The 16384-nt window shown below is 65.9% G+C and carries 14 protein-coding genes and 1 pseudogene; 12 read left to right on the plus strand and 3 right to left on the minus strand.

All coding sequences use genetic code 11. The features are described 5' to 3' along the window. Positions 1-32: 32 nt before the first annotated feature. Entirely contained in the window at positions 33-758 is a 726-nt protein-coding gene (locus tag ACNA7R_RS08525; RefSeq protein ID WP_416283141.1) for a TFIIB-type zinc ribbon-containing protein, read from the plus strand. Here ACNA7R_RS08525 and ACNA7R_RS08530 read toward each other — a convergent pair whose 3' ends face one another. Then, the gene (locus ACNA7R_RS08530; protein WP_416283142.1) at positions 759-1652 is read right to left on the minus strand and encodes a bifunctional methylenetetrahydrofolate dehydrogenase/methenyltetrahydrofolate cyclohydrolase; all 894 of its coding nucleotides are present in this window, start codon (positions 1650-1652) and stop codon (positions 759-761) included. It lies immediately after the preceding gene. 99 nt (positions 1653-1751) lie between these two features. Further along, a complete protein-coding gene (locus tag ACNA7R_RS08535) occupies positions 1752-3017 on the minus strand; it encodes a serine hydrolase domain-containing protein (protein ID WP_416283143.1) in 1266 nt (421 codons plus the stop codon). A 364-nt stretch (positions 3018-3381) separates the two neighbouring features. Here ACNA7R_RS08535 and ACNA7R_RS08540 point away from each other — a divergent pair, with 364 nt between their 5' ends. Continuing rightward, on the plus strand, positions 3382-4833 hold the full coding sequence (locus ACNA7R_RS08540; protein ID WP_416283144.1) for an APC family permease: 1452 nt from the start codon (positions 3382-3384) through the stop codon (positions 4831-4833). Between the two features lie 114 nt (positions 4834-4947). On the opposite strand, the gene glyA is transcribed toward ACNA7R_RS08540, so the two are convergent. Further along, positions 4948-6195, minus strand: a complete 1248-nt coding sequence (glyA, locus tag ACNA7R_RS08545; protein WP_416283145.1) for a serine hydroxymethyltransferase — start codon at positions 6193-6195, stop codon at positions 4948-4950. 140 nt (positions 6196-6335) lie between these two features. On the opposite strand from glyA, the gene ACNA7R_RS08550 reads away from it, so the two are divergent. The 10 genes and pseudogenes from ACNA7R_RS08550 to ACNA7R_RS08595 all read left to right on the plus strand — a co-directional run. Then, complete coding sequence (locus ACNA7R_RS08550) at positions 6336-8423, plus strand: hypothetical protein (RefSeq protein WP_416283146.1); 2088 nt, start codon at positions 6336-6338, stop codon at positions 8421-8423. 380 nt (positions 8424-8803) lie between these two features. After that, the gene (gene tbsP / locus ACNA7R_RS08555; RefSeq protein ID WP_416283147.1) at positions 8804-9622 is read left to right on the plus strand and encodes a transcriptional regulator TbsP; all 819 of its coding nucleotides are present in this window, start codon (positions 8804-8806) and stop codon (positions 9620-9622) included. Positions 9623-9878: 256 nt separating this feature from the next. Further along, positions 9879-10583, plus strand: coding sequence for an RNase P subunit p30 family protein (locus ACNA7R_RS08560; protein ID WP_416283148.1), 705 nt, complete (start codon positions 9879-9881; stop codon positions 10581-10583). After that, on the plus strand, positions 10567-11262 hold the full coding sequence (locus ACNA7R_RS08565) for a class I SAM-dependent methyltransferase (RefSeq protein ID WP_416283149.1): 696 nt from the start codon (positions 10567-10569) through the stop codon (positions 11260-11262). The genes ACNA7R_RS08560 and ACNA7R_RS08565 overlap by 17 nt, the downstream gene beginning before the upstream one ends. Next, positions 11259-11744: an Rpp14/Pop5 family protein gene (locus ACNA7R_RS08570; RefSeq protein ID WP_416283150.1), complete on the plus strand. Its 486-nt coding sequence runs from the start codon at positions 11259-11261 to the stop codon at positions 11742-11744. Before ACNA7R_RS08565 ends, ACNA7R_RS08570 begins: the two co-directional genes overlap by 4 nt. A 4-nt stretch (positions 11745-11748) precedes the next feature. Beyond that, positions 11749-12507: an archaeal proteasome endopeptidase complex subunit alpha gene (gene psmA / locus ACNA7R_RS08575; RefSeq protein ID WP_416283151.1), complete on the plus strand. Its 759-nt coding sequence runs from the start codon at positions 11749-11751 to the stop codon at positions 12505-12507. Positions 12508-12562: 55 nt separating this feature from the next. Continuing rightward, entirely contained in the window at positions 12563-13288 is a 726-nt protein-coding gene (locus ACNA7R_RS08580; protein ID WP_416283152.1) for a ribosome assembly factor SBDS, read from the plus strand. 249 nt (positions 13289-13537) lie between these two features. Continuing rightward, on the plus strand, positions 13538-14839 hold the full coding sequence (hflX, locus tag ACNA7R_RS08585) for a GTPase HflX (protein ID WP_416283153.1): 1302 nt from the start codon (positions 13538-13540) through the stop codon (positions 14837-14839). Positions 14840-14899: 60 nt separating this feature from the next. After that, complete coding sequence (locus tag ACNA7R_RS08590) at positions 14900-15757, plus strand: PQQ-binding-like beta-propeller repeat protein (RefSeq protein WP_416283154.1); 858 nt, start codon at positions 14900-14902, stop codon at positions 15755-15757. Positions 15758-15850: 93 nt separating this feature from the next. Next, positions 15851-16384 (plus strand): annotated as a pseudogene (locus ACNA7R_RS08595) (thiolase family protein); the annotation flags it as partial.

A 16384-nucleotide genomic window follows, 5' to 3' on the forward strand; every position in this document is an offset into this window, starting at 1 on the left:
GTCTTTTTGCGGGCCGACCGTAGCCGTCGCGTATGAAGATCAGGGGCGAGCGCGAGTGCACGGAGTGTGGTACCCGGTGGTCGTACTACGAGACCGGCAACGTCGGCTGCCCGGCCTGCGGGAGTCTGCGCAGCGTCGGTCTCGACGACCGAACCGAACACACCGACCTCTCCGTCGAGTTCGACCTCACCTCGGTCAGAAACGATATCGACGACGTCGCGACCGACGACCTCGCGGCTCGCGCGCGCGATCACGCGAAAGAATACATTCGACGACGGGGGTTCATCAACGCCGGCGACCTCCGCGACCTCGACGACCGCTATCTGGCGGCGACCGAACTGCGCCACGTCGCCGACGTCGTCGGTCGGACCGTCGCCCTCGAGGACCGCGAGGAGCTGTACTTCCTCTCCCTGCTCCGTGGTGCCGATCGTGGCGAGCGACCGCCCGCCGAGGAGGTGCCGCCGCCCCTGCAGGGTCCCCGCGGGCTCGCGTACGCGAACGCGGTCAGAGAGTACCGCCGGGACGTCCGGAGCTGGGCCGAGGATCGGGAGCTAACCGACGCCGAACGCGGCGCCCTCGAGACGCTCGGCGACCACGTCAAGCGGATCCGGATGCTCGACGGCGACGTCGACCCGGAAACGGCCGAGCGCCTGCTCGAGGCGACCCGCGACCTCGCGAACGGACTCCGGGGGGACGAACTGGCGTTTACGCAGGCCCAGAACCGACTCGAGGACCTCGAGCCGGGCGGCGTAACGTAGTCAGGGCAGGTCGACGTCCACGTCCGTCTGCAAGCTCGCGGCTTTGACCGTGTTGTACAGCAACATCGCGCGGGTCATCGGGCCGACACCGCCGGGGACGGGCGTGATCGCGCTCGCTCGTTCCTCCGCGCTCTCGAATTCGACGTCGCCGACGAGTTCGTACCCCTTCTCCGTATCCGCATCGACGCGGTTCACGCCGACGTCGATCACGACTGCGCCGTCGCCGATCATCGAGCCGTCGATCAGTTCGGGGGCGCCGGCGGCAGCGACGACGATATCCGCACTGCGGGTCTTCTCCGCGAGGTTCTCGGTTCGGGAGTGACAGACCGTCACCGTCGCGTTCCCGTCGTCGGCCTTCTGGATCAGCAGGTTCGCCAGGGGTTTGCCGACGATGTCCGATCGACCGACGATCGTTACATCCGCGCCCTCGAGTTCGACGCCGGCGTGGGCGAGCAGCTTCTGAACGCCGTGGGGCGTACACGGCCGGAATCGAGCGTCACCCGCGACGAGTCGGCCGACGTTCTCCGGATGGAAGCCGTCGACGTCCTTCGCGGGGTCGACCCGACGGATCACCTCGCGGTAGTCGACGTGGTCGGGGACCGGGGCTTGAACGATGTAGCCGTGGATCTCGGGATCGTCGTTGAGGTCGGCGATCGAATCGTACAGCTCCTCGGCGGGAGCGTCGCCGTCGACGTCGACGTGCGTGCTCTCGATGCCGACCTCCTCGCAGTCGCGCCGTTTCATCTCGACGTAGGTCTGGCTTGCAGGATCGTCGCCCATCAGCACCGTCGCCAGTCCCGGCCGCGCACCCGCGTCGGCCAGTCGCTCGATCGCGTCCGTCAGGTCGTCGCGGATCTCGCTCGCGACGGCCTTTCCGTCGATGATCTCGGTCATACTCGAGAGGGCGGTCGCGAGGCTAATCAACGCTCGGGTTCGTGCCTATATCGATCTCTAAATCGCCGATAGTATACGCGCTCTTGTATACAATCGGGTCTACCGACGCGCCCCTCGAGCCGTCTCGCCCATCGTCGCCATTCGGACGTCGTGTTCGTAGGTATCCCGGATCCCGTTGGTCACGTACGCGAACGCGAGCCCCTCCTCGGGGTCGGCCCAGGAGATGCTGCTGCCGAGGCCGGCGTGGCCGTAGGTGCGTGCAGGGTCGGGCACGCCGTGGCGGTCCGGAACGGTACCGCCGAGCTGGAAGCCGAGCCCGTAACGCTGTGCGGTGCCGACGCCGCCCTCGGGTCCGACTTCGGCCTGGGGCGCGGCCGCTTCGTCGACCGTCTCCTCCGCGAGCAGCCGGGTTCCCTCGAGCTCGCCGCCGTTGACGTAACAGGCGTAGAACCTGGCCAGATCGCCGGCGGTACCGACGGCGTTCGCGGCCGGAACGACGCTCCGCCGGACGTCCTCGCGATTGAATTCCGCGGCGGCCTCCTCGGTGGTGTAGCCGACGATCGGTTCGGGCTCGCCGACGCGGTCGAACGGCTCGAAGCCGACCAGCGTCGCGACGTCGTCGGGCTCGTCGTCGGGGAGTCCGATGTGGGTGCGGTCCATCCCCAGCGGCTCGAACACCTCCTCGCGCGCGAACCGATCGATCCGCCGGCCGTCGATCCGTCGGACGAGTCCGGCGACGATCCACCCGAAGCTGAAGACGTGGTACTGGGCGGTTTCGCCGGGTTCGAAGGCGAGGTCGGCCGCCTCGACCGCGCAGTCGATCGCGTTCGGGTCGTTCCAGCGGTCGGGTTCGTCGTCGACGTCGACCGCCGGGATTCCGGCCTGGTGGCTCAGAACGTGACGGATGGTCGTCTCCGCTTTCGGCGATCCCGAGTCGGCGTACTCGGGCCAGTGGTCGACCACGCGGTCGTCGAAGTCGATCTCTCCGCGGTCCGCGAGCACGTGGAGACAGGCCGCGGCGTACGGCTTCGTACAGGAAAACAGCAGGAACCGGGAGTCGTCGGTCACCTCGTCGCCGTCGGGGCCGTCGACGCCGCCAGCGAGATCGGCGACGAGCTCGCCGTCCTCCCACACCGATAGCTGCGCGCCGTGGTGCAGTCCCGTCTCGAGGTGGTAGTCGAAGGTCCGGTCGATCCGCTCGAGGCCGTCCGGAACGGTAGCGGGCTCGTCGCCGTCCGTCCCTGACTCGCCGCGAGCCAGCGATCCTCGCGTCGCCCCGCCCTTTCCCGTGAGACCGGCGATACCTGCAGCTCCGACCGCCGAGAGCACTGTTCGACGACCGATAGCCGTTCGATCGAATGGCATGTGTTCCCGACCATCACGCTCGTCTATAAGTCATCTGCATGCAACGACTCGTCGCGTCGCTCGAGGCCCACTCGAGCGAACCACGACCGGCTTTGGATCTAACAAGCATGTTTGTGGGTACTTTTCTCGTGAAAGCGGTCGATTTCGCGACCGATAGCCGGACAGTCGAGGGGTGGTCGCCGATCCATCACTGATCGATACCGTTCTCGAAGTTGATGAGAGAGTCAATCAGTATCCGTTACCAGTACACTCCCTGTACAGCATCAGGCTATCACGTTTGTATCCTTCCGTCTGCCAACACACTCCCGACTTAAAAACAACAATGTTAATATTGGACTGTCTGGTATTGACTTGCACAGTATCGATGTCGGACGACGAATTCAAGCTGATCAACGAACGGGTCGGCCCGATCGCCGCAGTAGCGTTGCTCATCGGGACGGCAGTGGGAATGAGCATCTTCATCGTACCGACGCAGATGGCGGCCATCGCGGGGCCGAGCATCGTCGTCGCGATCTTGCTATCGGTGATCCCGATGGTCCTGGGAATTCTTCTCCTGTTGCAACTCGGCGGGGCGATCCCGGTCGCCGGCGGTACGTACGTCTACGCTTCGCGGCTGGTCGGTCCGTACTGGGGGTTCCTGGGAGTCGCGGTTCCGGTGATGGCGGTCTGGGCGTATCTGTTGTTCGCCGCGCTCGGATTCGCCGAGTACGTCCCCGTGTTCGTCGAACTCCCGACGCTGGTCTCCGTCTACTTGCTGTTGGGTGCCTTCCTGACGTTCAACTACGTCGGCGTGCGACTGGCCGCGAACGTCCAGATCCTTCTGGTCTGTTTTCTGATGGCGGCGATGCTGACGTTCATCGCCGGCGGACTCACCTCCTTCGAGGCGTCGAACGTCACGCCGCTGTTTCCGGCGAGCGAGGGCGAACCGTTCGCCGACGGCTACGCACCTTTCTTCCTGGCTGCCGTGACGCTGTATATCCCCTTCCAGGGCTTTGCCATGATCATCGAGATCGGCGAGGAACTCGAGAATCCGGCGAAGAACATCCCGCGCGTGCTAGCCGTCGGGATGGCACTCGTCGCCGTCCTGACGATCGGAACCGTCGTGGCGCTCGTCGGTGCGGTTCCGTGGGAGTCGATCGTCGGTGAGGACGGACAGGCCGTCGAGGGCGGTCTCGCGGCCGTTGCAGACGGTATCATGCCCGGATGGGCGATCGCGTTCGTCGCGCTCGGCGCGCTCGTCGCCGCGGCGACGACGACCAATACGCTGTACACCTCCTACTCGCGGACGATCATGCGCGCGGCCCGCGACGACGTCATCCCCGGCTTCTTCGCGGGGATCCACGATCGGTTCAATACGCCCCATCGCGCGCTTCTGTTGCTCAGTCTCCCGCCGCTTCTCGCCGCACCGCTGATGGGGCCCCTAGACGGGATTCTCGCGGTCGACGTCCTCGACTGGCTCGTCACCGTGACGGTCACCGGCATCTTCATTAGCTTCATGATCACCGGCGTCGCGCTGTGGAACCTGCCGAAGACGTTCCCCCAGCGCTACCAGTACTCGTTCTACAAGCTCCCGCTGTGGCTGCTGAAGGTCGTCGCCGTCGGCAACGTCGTCGTCTCGGGTGCGTTCATGATCTTCGTCGCTCTCGGTGCTCCGTCGGCGCTCGTGCTACAGGCCGTCTGGATCGGACTGGTGTCGCTGTTGTACGTCTACCGTGTGCGAACCTACGGCGAGGAAGGCGAAGACCTCCGCGAGAAGATGTCCCTGCTCCACAAACACGAGGCCATCGACGGAAACACCGGCGGCAACGACGACTAGTCGCGTACCACGTGTGACCGTTCCGGGTGCGTATTCGGATACGAGTCACCGGTACGAAACGAACGCGAAAAGTCGAACGCAATCAGTGCGCGCGATCGGTCCGAATCGAGTCGACTACTCGTACAGCGGGTTCTCCGCACACAGCGCCTCGACGTCCTCGCGGACGGCCTCGATGACGTCCTCGTCGTCGGGTGCGTCGATCACGCGAGCGATCAGGTCCGCGACGGTGCGACAGTCGTCCTCGTCGAAGCCCCGCGTCGTCAGCCCGGGCGTGCCCGCGCGGATGCCCGAGGGGTCGAACGGCGAGCGGGTCTCGCCGGGAACCGTGTTCCCGTTGAGGACGATGCCAGCGTCTTCGAGGGCCTCCTCGGCGTCCCCGCCGGAGGTATCGGGATGGCTCTCGCGGAGGTCGACGAGCACGAGGTGGTTGTCCGTTCCCTCCGAAACCAGCGAGAAGCCGTGTTCCGAAAGCTGGTCGCCCAGCGCCTTCGCGTTGGCAACAGTCTGCTCGGCGTACTCCTCGAACTCGGGCTCGAGGGCTTCCTTGAAGCCGACGGCCTTGCCGGCGACGTTGTGCATCAGCGGACCGCCCTGTCCGCCGGGGAAGACGGCGGCGTCGATGTCGTCGGCGTACTCCTCGTCGCACATGACGATGCCGCCCCGTCCCGAGCGGATCGTCTTGTGGGTGCTGCCGGTGACGAAGTCGGCGGTGCCGACCGGCGACTCGTGGACGCCGGCGGCGACGAGACCCGTGATGTGGGCGATGTCGGCGAGGTGGTAGGCGCCGACGTCGTCGGCCGCCTCCTGGATGCGCTCCCACTCGACCTCCCGGGGGTACGCGGAGTAGCCCGAGACGATAACGTCGGGCTCGAACTCGGCGGCGTGGTCGGCCAGCCCCTCGTAGTCGAGGTAGCCCGTTTCGGGGTCGACTTCGTACTGTTCGACCTCGTAGAGCTGACCGACGAAGTTCGCCGGGTGGCCGTGGCTGAGGTGGCCCCCGTGGGTCAGATCCAGCGAGAGGATCTTGTCGCCGGGCTCGAGCATCGCGAAGTAGACGGCCTGGTTGGCCTGGGTGCCCGAGTGGGGCTGGACGTTGACGTGCTCGGCGCCGAACAGCTCCGTGGCGCGGTCGATCGCCAGCTCCTCGACCTCGTCGGCGTACTCGCAGCCGCCGTAGTAGCGCTCGCCGGGGTAGCCCTCGGCGTACTTGTTCGTCAGCACGCTCCCCTGGGCATCGAGAACGGCGCGACTGACGTGGTTCTCGCTGGCGATCATCTGGAGCGACTCCCGCTGCCGATCGATCTCTCCCTCGAGTGCGTCGGCGACGGCGGGGTCGACGTCCCGGACGTGCTCGTGATCCATGTCTGGTGTGCGGTCCGGTGAAGGGATAAGTGTACCCGTCTACGGCAAGTCGAGCCAGTAGCGCTCTCCTGACGGAACGTTCCGGACTGGCAGCAACGTCCGATACACCTAACTAATCGGGCGGGTATTGAGCATACCGAATGATAGAGTGGGCGACGGCCGGGGAAACGCTCCACGTGATGGACTCGGATAACGCCGAACTCACGGTTGTCGGCAGCGATCTCTCCGTCGTCGGATCGGGCCGCGAGATCCCGCGCCCGGTCGACGAGACCATCACGGTCACGACCGACGAGCTCCGGTTCCCGAACGCGGTCGTCTACGCGTTCGCGCTCGGCTCGAGCGCGCGGTACGAGCTCGACCCCGGCGGCGAACCCCTGTCGTTGCCCCCCGACGAGTACGTCATCGACGTCGACACGGAGATCAAGAGCTACCTCCGCTTTTCCGGACGCGCGACCATCCGGAAGACCGACAACTTCGAGTCGATCGTCGTCTCCTTCCCGGAGCCGATTCGCGTCATCATCGGTCTCCGAAGCCGCCACGAACGTCCTGCGGGGACGATCACCGTCCCCGACTCTCCGGCCGAGGTCGCGACGGCGATCTCCCATCTCGCCTCCTCGTACAAGACCACCAGCCCCGACCGCACGTATCCGACGCTTCGGGGCCACCCGCCGCTGATCGAGTTCGGCGACGAGCTGAATATCCCCGAGGGGGTCCGATCCGAGCGCCGCGAGAGCGACATCGAACTCGTCGTTCCGCCCAGCTACGAGGCGCTGTACGGTACCGCATCGCTCGCGTACTACCTCCAGGCGACGGTGCGAACGACCGACAGCGACGACATCGTCGGGACGCGCCCGCGGCTTCGCGTTCCCGACCAGGGCGTCGAACGGGAGCTGTCACCCATGCCCGGCCTCGAGCGGGACGTCGAACGGCTCCTCCGGAAGACGTTCTTCCTGGACTGCCTGGCCCGTAACGTCGGCCCGTACGGAACCCAGCTCGCCGAGTCGAGCCTGCTCGACGTCCTCGAACTCGACGCCGAACGACTCTACGAGGCGACGCCCGCGACGCGGCTCGCGACCTACCTCGACGTTCCCTACGAGGCGGTCGAACACCGCCTCCCGGAGTGGCACCTCGCGACGTATGTCGCCCCCGAGTACGAGACCGCCGAGACGTTGCCGTTCCTGCTCGATCGGATGAGTCTCCTCTATACCCCCCGAACCTCCGAACTCGAGGGCCAGGAGCTGATCGAGCGCTCGCTGACCGACTTCTACCGCGGCGGAAGCGGCTCGCCCGGAGGGACCCACTCCGGACAGGTCGCCTCCGTCGACATCGTCAAACCCGACCTGCGGGACGCGCGGGTCCACGGCTGGCTCGCCGACGGCGTCCCGATCGACGTCTTCAAATCGACGGCTGCAGCCTACCACAACCGGCTGGCGTACCTCGAGCGCTCGAGCGAGTCGACGTCGATCTGCGTCGTCCTGAACGACCCCGATATGGCCGGCGAACACGACGACGTCGCCGAGATCTACCGCCGACGGTCGGACGAGGTCCGGATGGACGTCACCGTCGAGGAGGGGTTGACGCGGAAGGAACTCGCGGCGGTGTTCGAGAGCGAGTACGACTTCGTTCACTACATCGGCCACTGCGAGACCGGCGGTCTCCGCTGTACCGACGGGACGCTCTCGGCCTCGAGTCTGGAACAGTGTTCGGCCCAGACGTTCTTCCTCAACGCCTGTGGCTCCTACTACGAGGGGATGGAGCTGATCGAGAAGGGCAGCGTCGCGGGCGCGGTGACGTTCCGGAAGGTGCTGAACGACCACGCGATCAAGGTCGGCTCGACGTTCGCCAAACTGCTCGTTCACGGCTTCAGCATCGAGCGCGCGCTTCGACTCGCCCGCCGCCGGATCATGATGGGCAAGGATTACGCCGTCGTCGGCGACGGCACCCACTCGCTCACCCAGAGCGACAGCCGGCTCCCGACGACGATCACCCTCGAGGAACTCGAGGACGATCGGTATCTGGCGACGTTCGACTGTTACTCGACGCGCGCGACGGGATCGTACTACGTCCCACACACGACCGACAGCGAGTACGCCTACCTCTGTGGGAACGAGTCCAGTTTCACGCTGGAGCAGTCCGAACTCGTGTCACTGCTCAAGGATACGGAGTCGTCAGTTATCTACGACGGCGATATCTACTGGTCCGGAGAACTGTGGTCGCAGTTCGTCTAGCGGCTACGGACCGCTGTACGTACTGACACCGCTCGCTCGAAGGAGCGAACGGTCGTCACCGTCGTTTCGTAGTCGTTGTTCGACACACACCTGCACCGCATCGATCAGGTCACCAATTGCACCCATGCAGCCCTACAATAACAGAAGGTGAACATAAGTTTTGTCGTAATTTCAGATATAAGTATAGATAGAACGGACTATAATACTAATTTTCTTCTATATACTATAAAAATGAATGGGGCGACCGTGCGGCGGCCCTACGGCCTAATTCGGTGACGGGCTCGCGACGCGGTCGCACAACGCCGGCAGAACTGGGTAGTTCTGGTGGGCAAACGGCCACCAAAATTAAGTAACTGTACCTCGTTTACTTCTGTATTGGCATGACCTCGAATTTACTCAATCACCAGATTGACGATATCCTCGAATCGGTGCTCGAAGACGCCAGCGGCGACGTCTACATGGTAAACCCCTCGCGGGACGCCATCGAGCAGTTCGTCTCGGTCGCGACGAACTTCGACGGGGAACTCCCGTCGGTGCACATGCTCGCCGACGAGCGGACGCTCAAAGACGTCATGGACGACTTCATCGTCGCCTCGAACGCCGCGGACCTCGTCAGCCAGGGCGCGCTCTCGCTGCGCACCCTCGAGGAGGCCCCCGAGAACTCCCTACTCGTGACCGAGGACAGCGTCGTCGCCATCGTCCACGCCAACGACCGCGTCGGCGGGCTCGTCACCGACGACGAGAGCTTCGTCGCCGACACCCAGGACGCCTACGCGACCCGCTGGGAGGATGCCTCGGCGTTCAACCTCCGGACGCCGCCGATCACCGACGTCCGAAACACCCTCTCCGACGAGATCAGCGCCGGCGCCGAGGAGGACTTCTCGGCGATCCTCGACTCGCTCGAGACCGCCCGCGGCGACGGCGACGGCCTCGACGAGGTGACGATTTCGCTGCTCGTAGCCGCGAAAAACGAGGCGCTGCTGTACGACATCAGCAAGTGGGGCGAGGACGTCGGTATCGCCAGCAAGGCGACCTTTAGCCGCACGAAGACCAAGCTCGAAGACATGGGCCTGATCGACACCGAGAAGGTCCCCATCGACGTCGGCCGCCCGCGCCTGCGCCTGAAGATCGGCGACGAGCGGCTCACCGAGGCCGACAACGGCCAGCTCGCGACGGTCGCGCAGTCGATTCTCAACTAACAACCTTTTACTCTGCGGTCTTGCACGCTGACGGCAGCAGAGCTGCCGCCAGCGCGCTGTCCCTCGGTAAAATCCTCAAAAGAGCGCAGCTCTTTTGGACCTCGCGGGAGCTTCGCTCCCGCTCGGTTGCGGTGTGACCGCCTGCCCTTCCCCGAGTCGCGCGCTCGCCGACTTTCGGCGAGCGCGCTCCCGGCCACGGATTGCAACCTCGTCGCGTGACGCAAACCCCAAGTCGAAGCCCCGAGAGTCCTCGAGTATGTACGAGGCCGTCCGCGCCCACCCCGAGGGACAGAGCACGGTCGCCAGGCTCGTGAAGCGGGCGGCCGACTACGGCTACGAGGGGGTGGTCGTGCGCAACCACTCCGGAACTCGAGCCGACTACGACGCCGACGCGATCGCCGACGAGTACGGGATCGACGTCGTCCGGGGCGTCGAGATCCGGGCCGACGATCCCCAGCAAGCGAGCGGCGCGGTCGGCAACTACCGCTCCACGGAGACGATCGTCGCCCTCGAGGGCGGGACGAACGCCCTGAACCGCTTCGCCGTCGAGCAACCGAAGGTCGACGTGCTGGCGGGGCCGATGGCCGGGAGCGGTGACGTCAACCACGTGCTGGCGAAGGCCGCCGTCGAGAACGGGGTTCGGATCGAGTTCGACCTCTCGGGGGTCCTTCGAGCGAGCGGCGGTCGCCGCGTGCGGGCGATCCAGTCGCTGCGGAAACTCGAGGAGATCGTCGACTACTACGACGCGCCCTATGTCGTCAGCGCCGACCCGTACTCGCACCTCGAGCTTCGCGCCCCTCGGGAGCTGCAGGCGGTAGGCGAGGAGATCGGTCTCTCGAGGGCGTTCGTCGAGGAGGGACTGGCCGAGTGGGGCCGCCTCGCGGAGCGCAATCGTCGCGTGCAGTCCGAGTCGTTCATTGAGCCGGGGGTCGAACGGGGGAGGTATGAAGAAGAGTCCTGAGGAACACGCCGCCCGATTCGACGAGAAAGCCAGCGCGTACGACGAGTCGAAGTCCGACGAGTACCGCGCCTGCGCGAACTTGGTGATCGAACACGCCGCGCCCGACGCCGAGGACGTCGTCCTCGATCTGGGAACCGGAACCGGCGCCATCGCGCTCGCGCTCGCGCCCGACGCCGAGCGGGTCGTCGGCCGGGACATCAGCGAGGGGATGATGGACGAGGCGCGCGCGAAGGCCGAGGACGAAGGCCTCGAGAACGTCGAGTTCGATCGCGGGACCTTCCGCGAGCCCGAGTACGACGGGCCCGTCGACGCCGAGACGTCGGAGACGTCTCGAGCCCACACTCGATCCCCTCGAGTGGACATCGTCACCTCGAACTTCGCCATGCACCACCTCTCGGACGAGGAGAAACGGGAGGCGATCGACGTGATCGCCGACCTCGAGCCCCGCAAGTTCGTCCTCGGGGACGTGATGTTCTTCGGCGAGCCCGTCCCCGAGGCGCCGTTTTACTCGCCCGACGTCGACGATCCGGCGACCGTCGGCACCCTCGCCGACGCCTTCACGAGCGCGGGCTTCTCGCTGACGGCCGTCGAACGGGTCCACGACCAGGTCGGCGTGCTGGTCGCCGAGCGGAGTCCGGTCGCCGAGGCCGAGGCTCCCGACGCGGACTCCGGCGAATGAAACACCTCCCGAAACACCTCCAGCCCCGCTGGCGCTACCTCGTCCTCGAACTCGAGGGGTGGCCCGACGCATCCGTCGACCGGCGGGCGTTCCAGCGGGAGTGTTGGTACGCGGGCCAGAACCTGCTGGGTGATCCGGGCAGCGCTGCAGCCGATCTGACGGTCGTTCGCTTCGAGTTCGACGACGGAACCGGATCCGCGATCGTGCGGGTCCGTCGGGGCGAGACCGAGCCCGCCAGGGCGGCGATCGCCTGTATCGACGAGATCGACGGCGCTGCGGTCGGGATTCGGGTCCGCGGTATCAGTGGCACGATCCGTGCCGGTGAAGAAAACTATTTAGGACGCCGCCGGCAAGAATCGAAGGAGAGAAACGTCGTGTTCCGGAACGAGGAGCGAGTCGCCGTCGTGCGCGACGGGTCTGCAGACGTGCGACTCGATGACGCGTTCGTGGGCGCGACAGACCTCGATTGCGATTTCGCGTGATACTATGCAGGGACAACAACAACAGCAGGCGTACGACCGCGGCATCACGATCTTCTCGCCCGACGGCCGACTCTACCAGGTCGAGTACGCTCGCGAGGCGGTCAAGCGAGGCACAGCAAGCATCGGCGTGCGAACCAACGACGGCGTCGTTCTCGCCGTCGACAAGCGAGTTCCCTCCCCGCTGCTGGAGGACTCGAGCGTCGAGAAGATTCACAAGGCCGACGACCACGTCGGCATCGCGAGTGCCGGCCACGTGGCCGACGCCCGCCAGCTGATCGACTTCGCCCGTCGGCAGGCGCAGGTCAACCACCTCCGCTACGGCGAGCCGATCGGCGTCGAGACGCTGACGAAGGAAGTTACCGACCACATCCAGCAGTACACCCAGGTCGGCGGGGCGCGGCCGTTCGGCGTCGCCCTGATCGTCGGCGGTATCGACAACGGCGAGCCGCGACTGTTCGAGACCGACCCCTCGGGGACGCCCTACGAATGGAAGGCCCTGGCCGTCGGCTCCGACCGCGGCGAACTCCAGGAGTACCTCGAGGAGAACTACGACGACGAGGCCGACCTCGACGGCGGCATCGCGCTCGCCCTCGACGCGCTCGCGTCGGTCAACGACGGCTCCTTGCTGCCCAGCGAGGTCGGACTCGCGACGATCGACGTCGAAACCGAGTCCTTCGAGCAGTTCGACCACGACAAGATCGAGACCCACCTCGAGGAGAACGACCTGCTCGACGACGGCGAGGACGAGGAAGCCGACGAGTAATCGCTGCAACGCCGGCAGGAAAAGCTCTTTTACCCGGCCGGAGGTATGCTCCGGTATGATATCGCTCGACGAGGCGGTGACGGCGCGACTCGAGTCACACGGGGCGCGGTTCGAAGTGCTTGTCGACCCGGACGCGGCGCTAGCGATCAAACGCGGCGACTTCGAGGGCGACCTCGAGGACGTCATCGCCGCCGAGGACGTCTTCGAGAACGCCTCCCGCGGGGACCGACCCGCAGAGGAAGACCTCGAGAAGGTCTTCGACACGACCGACCCCCTCGAGATCATCCCCGAGGTGATCAAAGAAGGGGAGATCCAGATCACGGCCGACCAGCGCCGCGAGATGCAGGAGCGAAAGCGCAAGCAGCTGATCGACACGATCACCCGCAACGCGGTCAACCCGCAGATGGACAACGCGCCCCACCCTCCAGAACGGATCGACAACGCCCTCGAGGAGGCCGGCTTCACCGTCGATCCGATGGAACCCGCCCAGCAGCAGGTCGACGACGCACTCGACGACCTGCGACCCGTGATTCCGATCCGGTTCGAGGAGGTGACGATGGCCGTCCAGATCCCCGCCGAGCACGCCGGTAGCGCGCAGTCGAAGATCCGCGAGTTCGGCGACCTCGAGCGCGAGGAGTGGCAGGCCGACGGCTCCTGGATCGGCGTGCTAACGTTCCCTGCGGGGCTACAGAACAAGTTCTACGATACCGTCAACGAACACTCGAGCGGCGAGGCCGAGACGGAACTCATCAAGGACAAGGACGACCTCAACACGCGGTAGCAGCGCCGTTTCGCCCTCTTTCGGACCGAACTCGCCGCTCGCGCCGAATCGTGCACTGGATTCAAGACGATCCGCCGCGTACACCGGGGTATGCTCCGCGACCGTTCAACGGAGGTGTTCGGCCGCCATCAGTAGCGTCCCCGGACGCGCTCGTCGCCCGAGCGACGGCCCCGGGACGACTGCGGTCGACCGCACGGACGACGAGCGATCCGTCTCGCGCGACCACCCGATCTACACACGAGTACTTGCATGAACGCGATCATCGCCAAACGAGTCGACTCCGGAACGCCAGACACGGCCGAGATCCGCGAACTCGCGGCGGCGGCCGGCTACACCGTCGTCGGCGAAGTGACCCAGTCTCGAACCGCCGACGCGGCGCTCCAGCTGGGCGAGGGGAAAGCCGAGGAGCTCGCCGCGGTCGCCGAGCGAACCGAGGCGACGACGGTCATCTTCGACAACCGCCTCGGTCCCTACCAGACCTACAACCTCGGCCAGCTGCTACCCGAAGGCGTCGAGGTCATCGATCGGTTCACCCTGATCCTCGAGATCTTCGGCCAGCGCGCCCGGACCCGGAAGGCCCAGCTCCAGGTCGAACTCGCCGAACTCCGGTACGAGCTCCCGCGGGCGGAGGCCAAGACAAGTCTCGCCAAGCGCGAGGAACACCCCGGATTCATGGGGCTGGGCGAGTACGACGAGAGCCGCGAGCGGGACATCAAGGCCCAGATCAGCCGAATCAAGGACGAGCTCGAACAGATCGAGCAGACCGAGGAACACCGCCGCGAGCGCCGGCGTGACTCCGGGTTCGACCTGGTCGCGCTCGCCGGCTACACCAACGCCGGGAAGTCGACGCTGCTCCGCCGGCTCGCGACCGACCTCGACGTCGAGGAGAACGAAGACCTCCATCCGGACCTGGACGCGACCGCGGAGTCCCAGGACAAGCTGTTCACGACGCTCGGGACGACGACCCGGAAGGCCGACATCGAACCCCGGGACGTCCTGGTCACGGACACCGTCGGCTTCATCAGCGACCTCCCCCACTGGCTGGTCGAGTCGTTCAAGTCGACGCTGGACTCGGTCTACCGGGCGGATCTGGTCTTGCTCGTCGTCGACGTCAGCGAAGATGTCGACGAGATCCACGAGAAGCTCGTCACCTGCCACGACACCCTCTACGAGCGAAACGAGGCGCCGATCGTCACCGTCCTGAACAAGGTCGACAAGATCGACGACGAGGAACTCGAGCGCAAGACGGAGGCCCTCTCGGCGCTCGCTCCGAACCCCGTCGTCGTCAGCGCAAAAGAGGGGACCAGCGTCGACGACCTGCTCGAGCGCATCGACCGGGAGCTGCCCGACTGGGAGGAGGAACGGCTCGTCCTTCCGATGACCGACGACACGATGAGCGTCGTCTCCTGGCTCCACGACAACGCCCACGTCGAGGACGTCACCTACGGCGACGAGGACGTCCTCGTCGCCTTCGAGGCCCGGCCCGCGGTCATCTCGCAGGCCCGTTCTCGAGCGAGCGACTTGCAGACGGCCGCGGCGGAGTCGGCGTAGCTCGTCTCTCGAGCCCGTCCCGCCGAGAAAGCACTTATCGTCGCGACGAGGTCGCTCGGTATGAGCGAACGGACGAGACGCGAGTGGCTCGCGACGGTCGGTGCGATCGGCGTCGTGGGGTGTTCGTCGGCGAGCAACGGCACGGAGCCGGAGGACGACGAGCCGACGATCGACACGACGTCTCCGGACGGGTGGCCGGTGGCCGGGCACGATGTAGCGAACACGAGACATTCGGCAGCCGACGGACCGAAAAACGACGTCGAACCGCGGTGGACGTTCGACGATGTGTCGCTCGAGTTCGACGATCCGGCACTCGCCGTCGCCGAGGGAACCGTCTACGTCGGAACCGAGGACGGCCAGGTCCGAGAGCTGGATTCCGAGACCGGCGACGGGTCGACGCTCGTGGGTCTGAACGACGGCGAGCACCGATCCGATGACGTTCCGATCCGGGCGGTGACGGCAGCCGGCGACCGACTGTATTTCGTCAGCGACGGCGTGTACGCGGTGGACGCAACGACGGGTGAGGTGCTGTGGACGTTCGAGGAGACGGCACTGGAGTCCGGATCCGGAATCGAGACGCCGGCGGTGGTCGTCGACGGGACGGTGTACGCCGGCGGGTACGGCCTCTACGCGATCGACGCCGCGAGCGGCGAGGAGCGCTGGCGCGTCGACCTCGACTCGGAGTACGAGCGGACGGTAACCGTCGGTCGAACGAGTCCGATCGCGACCGACGAGACCGTGTACGCTGCCGAGGACGATCGGAACGCGGTGTTTGCGGTGTCGGTTGCGGACGAGGCCGTCCGCTGGAGTACCGAGCCGACGGACGGCGTCGGAACGCACGGCGGGCTGGCGCTCGCGGACGGTCTCGTTTACGCGATCCGTGCCGACGGCATTCTGGTCGCACTCGAGGAGGGGTGAGTCGACGGCAAGCGCACGCCCGAGTTTCCCGTCGGCCGTCGAACGCTGCCGCAATCCCTTCAATATAAATCATTGAGTTGTGTCGGGGTGGATATGGAACGCGTTGCAATCATCGGCGCCTCGATGACCCAGTTCGGGCAACGCGAGGAGTGGATCCAGGAACTCCTCGCGGAGGCCGGACTCGAGTGTCTCGAGGACGCGGGCGTCGACGCCGAGGAAGTCGAACACCTGTACGTCTCGAACATGGCAAGCGGCGAGTTCGAGGGACAGACCGGCGTGATGAACGGCCTGGCCCACGATATCGGCGCCCTGCCGGCCTACACCCAGCGCATCGATCAGACCAGTTCGAGCGGCGGTGCGGGAATCTACGCCGCCTGGCAGTCGGTGGCAAGCGGGGCGAGCGAGATGACGCTGCTCGTCGGCGGCGAGAAGATGACCCATCGGACGACGGGCGAAGCGACCGACGTCATCGCCTCGCTGACCCACCCCGTCGAGTACAAGACGGGCGTGACGCTGCCCTCTTTCGCGGGGATGACCGCGCGTCACTACCTCGAGCGCTTCGACGCCCCTCGGGAGAGCCTGGCGAAGGTCGCCTCGAAGAACCACAAGAACGGGGTGGACAACCCC

The organism is Natronococcus sp. (assembly GCF_047921035.1).
Taxonomy (GTDB): domain Archaea; phylum Halobacteriota; class Halobacteria; order Halobacteriales; family Natrialbaceae; genus Natronococcus.